This window comes from Streptomyces sp. NPDC047072 (assembly GCF_040643855.1).
GTDB lineage: Bacteria > Actinomycetota > Actinomycetes > Streptomycetales > Streptomycetaceae > Streptomyces.
In genome coordinates this window covers 1-3,847 of record NZ_JBEYVC010000332.1, presented here as the reverse complement: position 1 = coordinate 3,847, position 3,847 = coordinate 1, and the positions used below count along the sequence as shown (strand labels likewise).

At 69.7% G+C, this 3,847-nt stretch carries 2 protein-coding genes and 1 pseudogene; all 3 read right to left on the bottom strand.

From position 1 onward, the window contains the following. Positions 1-607, bottom strand: a pseudogene (locus ABZ896_RS52205) (nickel transporter); the annotation flags it as partial. After that, entirely contained in the window at positions 604-2,061 is a 1,458-nt protein-coding gene (locus ABZ896_RS52200) for a tetratricopeptide repeat protein (RefSeq protein ID WP_360946423.1), read from the bottom strand. The pseudogene ABZ896_RS52205 and the gene ABZ896_RS52200, both read right to left, overlap by 4 nt. Before the next feature lie 178 nt (positions 2,062-2,239). Next, on the bottom strand, positions 2,240-3,772 hold the full coding sequence (locus tag ABZ896_RS52195; protein ID WP_360946420.1) for a DUF4331 domain-containing protein: 1,533 nt from the start codon (positions 3,770-3,772) through the stop codon (positions 2,240-2,242). Positions 3,773-3,847 lie beyond the last annotated feature (75 nt).

Below are 3,847 nucleotides of genomic sequence, written 5' to 3'. Positions count from 1 at the left end.
CACCGGGCCGTACCTTCACCGAGGCGGTCACGGTGTCGACGGGGGAGGAGAGCAACTCCTGTGGGTACGAGGTCAGTTCGTCCGTTACGGACGTCTTCGGCACGTCCGACGCGGTGAGCGTCATCCGGTCGCCGCGCGCGGTGATCTCCCGCCAGCCGGGCCCGGAGTCGGTGCCCGCGCTGTGGAAGCCGAGGGCGACCGAGGAGTTCTCGGGCAGCGGGGCGGTCAGCCGGCACTCCACGCGCAGGGTGTTCAGCCCGGCCTGGCCGGGCCGCACGCGCGCGTGGCTGCTCGCCACGGTCAGCTCGACCCTACGGCCGTCCGCCGTGGCCTTGCTGCCCTCGGCCGCCGTCGCACACCGCCGCGCCGCCCACTCGGACATGCCGAGCTTCTCGATGTCCGGCTTGGCCTGGGTCGCCGGGATCTCGGCGAGGTCCTCGACGTGGTCGACGCGGAGCTGCCCGGGGGCGGCGACCAGACCGTCGTACCGGTTGACGGTGAAGTTGCCGAGAGGATGCGCGCTCGCGCTGCCGGAAGGTAGCAGCGCGAGCGCGCAGGCCGCCGGGAGGACGGCCGTGCCGGAGGCGAACAGACGACGGGAGTTCACTTGTCCGCCTCCAGGGACTTCAGGGCCTTGCGGGCGGCCGCGGCCCCGAGCGGGGAGAAGCCGGGGTTGAGCTTCAGCGCGGCGGAGAGGTGGGTCCGGGCGTCCTTCTTCTCGCCGTTCGCCAGCTCGATCACACCGCGGTGGTAGAGGAAGGAGGCGTTGCGGTAGCCGGTGGCCGTGGCCTGCCGGGCGTACGGCAGGGCCTCCTTGTCACGGCCGTTGACGTGCAGCGCCCAGGCGAGGGCGTCCGCCGTGTGCACGGTGTGCCGGCGGGCCCACTCGGCGCGGGCGGCCTTGAGGGCGGACGCCTTGTCGCCGTGGTCGGCGGCGGCGAGCGCGGTGTCCAGGTCGGCGTTGACGCCGTTGGCGCGGGCGAGCGCTGTCCAGGCGTCCACGAGCGCGTACTGGTCGGCGGCCTTCGCCTTGTCCCCCTCCCCGCCCCGGTCCTCGTACAACTCCCCGAGTTCGACGAGCGGTTGGGGCAGCGGATAGCGCGCTACGACGGCCTCCATGCCCTTGATGGCGGTCGCGCGGTCCCCGCTCGCGGCCTGGGCACGGGCCCTGCCCTCCAGCGCCGGGAGGTAGGTGTCGTCGGCGGCAAGGGCGCGGGCGTAGTCGGTCAGCGCGGTGTCGTAGTCGCCCTGGTTCCAGGCGAGTTGGCCGAGCGCGGTCGCCACGTAGGAGATGTCTCCCGGGGTGGTGGCGGAGTCCAGGGCGCGCTCCAGGACGGCACGGGCGGTGCGGACGTCGCCGCGCAGTTCGTGGACGTAGGCGTAGCGGGTGAAGACCGGGATGCCGGGGCGCCGGCTGTCGGCGAGGTCCGCCGCCTTCGACGCCTCGTCGTAGCGCCCGAGTTCGACGAGCGCGTCGATCCGGGAGGAGAGCGCCCGCTGGCTGTACGGGTTCTGCTTCAGGGCCAGATCGGCGTACTTGAGCGCGTCCGTGAACTGGTGCCGCGCCGCGGCGAGCGCCGCCCGTCCCTCCAGGCCCTGCTCGTTGTCCGGCTCCAGCTCCAGGGACCGCTTCAGCGCCTGCTCGGCCTGCGGATAGCGCGACGGGTCGCCCTTGGTCCGCGCCTGCTCGACGTAGGCGAGCCCGAGCGTGGCCCAACTGCCGTAGTCCTTGGGCTGGTTCCGCAGATGGGCCTGGACCGAGGCGATGCTCGCGTCCAGGTCGCCGCTGTTCATGAGCCCGGGATCGACCGCGGCCGCCGACCGGGCGACGGTGGCACTCCCCCCGTCCCGGAACGCCCCGACGGCAATGGACCCCCCGGTCATCGCCACGGCCAACAACACGGCACACCCGGCGAGTTGAGCGGCGCGCCACCGCCGCCCGGCCTCTCCGACACGTCGTACGGCAGCGACGCGCTGGTCCTCGCCCGACTCGCCGTTCTCCTGCTCGACGGTGTCCGGGTTCTCGCTCTCGGAAGCGCTGTCGGTCGTACGCCGGGACATTGCCCTCTCCTCAGAAGCTCAAGTATCGAAACTGGCGGCGCGGCCCACACCGTGGGGGATGGTTACGCGCAGGCCGCGCCAGCAAATAGGGGGTCACGCGAGGGCTTTTCAGGGGCGCGGGGAACTGCGCGACCAGCCCCCACACACCCGCACCCGCCACACGACCCGACGGCCCACCTCAGTAGGCACGCCTCCGCATCCGCCGCCACCACATGAGCGCCCCGCCGATCAACAGGATCCCGGCGGCACCAGCCCCCGCGGACGACGCGATCAACGTGGTGTTCTGGTCACCGGAGGAACCCGCCGGCGACAACGCGTCCCCCAGCTGGTTACGGACGTCGTTCCCACCGGACGTCCCCTTGGCCAGCGGCCCCCGCGACCCCTCGGTCGGCAGCGCGACGTACGGGAACGACTTCTCGAAGGACTTGTCGTTCTTGTCGACCGCGTCACCGAGATCGTTCTTCGAGCCCACGAGTTCACCCTCGACGACCTGGAGCGACGCGTCGATGACGTCGTCCGTCAGCCGCCGCCCGTTCGGGAACCCGGCGTTGTCGCCATCAAGCACACCGAGCCGCTTCGGAGATTCGGTGGGCTTGATGGACGTGTTGAGGCGCAGCTCCTCCGAAGCCCGCACATAGGGCGGTTGGTTCAGCCCCTTCACACCCTTCAGGAACACGTCCACGAGGTCGTTGCGCGGCTCGGCCGGCGCCTTGATCTTGTAGATCGCCTCGATGAGCTTCGGCAGCTCCGGGTTGGTCACGTTCTTGAGGAACTGCGCGTCGTCCCAGGGCGCGGACGCGTTGAACTTGTCCTTGTCCTTGAGCGGGTTGACGACCTCGTTGACCAGCGGGTTGCCGAGGCGGGAGACCTGCGAGTAGTAGCCCTGCGCGTTCTTGCGCTGGGTCGTCGACCAGATGCCGACGATCGGCTGGTGCTCCGACTCGGTGATCATGTGGGTCGGGAGCTGGAGGGCGATGGAGTTGACGTTGTAGCCCTTGAGTGTGTCGTTGCCGACCTCGGTGAGGTTCCCGCCGTACAGCAGGTCGAAGACGCGCAGGTCCGCGAAGAACGGGTCGTCGGCCTGGCCGGCGAAGGACGTCGAGTCGTTGGGAAGCTTGTAGACCGCCTGGTCGCGCAGCTTCTCGTAGTTCGGCATGGAGGCCTTGCCGACGTTCGACGGAGCCACCGGGATGTCGTCGGCGATCTTCGTCTTGTACTGGACCTTCTGGTTCTTCAGCTTGAAGAGCTCGATGTCGTACGTCTGCGTGACGTTGAGGTCCTTGTCGTCCAGGCTCTCGACCACGCCCGTGTTGTACAGGAACGACTTCTTGTTCTTGATGTGCGTCTTGAAGGTGAAGCGGTACAGCAGGTCGCCCTGCGCGTCACCGTCGTTGTCGATGTGGATGTCGTACTGGGCGTCGTCGGCGAACTGGTAGAAGTTCGGCCCGCCGCCCGGCTCCTCGAAGGGGATCCAGTTGGCGACGATCGTCGTCGAGTCCGGCTTGTCGGGGCTGACGAACGCGTACAGGTCGGTGTTGTCGTACTGGGGGTCGCCCGAGATCAGGGGCGCCTCCCGGTGACTGGAGGCGGAGGCCGCCCCCGGTTCCAGCGTGGCCACACCGGCGGCTGCGAGCCCTCCGGCGGCCAGCGCACCACAGATGAGGGTCGCGAGACTCCTGCGTCCCGAGCCGCCCTTGGAGATAGGTGTCATGCCGTCCGTCCTCAGTCCAACTTGCCTGACGCTCGGGGATTCGGAGTGGGGGGCGGGCCGGATTGGTCGAATCCC

What these genes read in the sequence shown, in the direction of transcription:
- ABZ896_RS52200 (WP_360946423.1), bottom strand. Translation starts at nt 2,061, where the DNA reads ATGTCCCGGCGTACGACCGACAGCGCTTCCGAGAGCGAGAACCCGGAC.
- ABZ896_RS52195 (WP_360946420.1), bottom strand. Translation starts at nt 3,772, where the DNA reads ATGACACCTATCTCCAAGGGCGGCTCGGGACGCAGGAGTCTCGCGACC.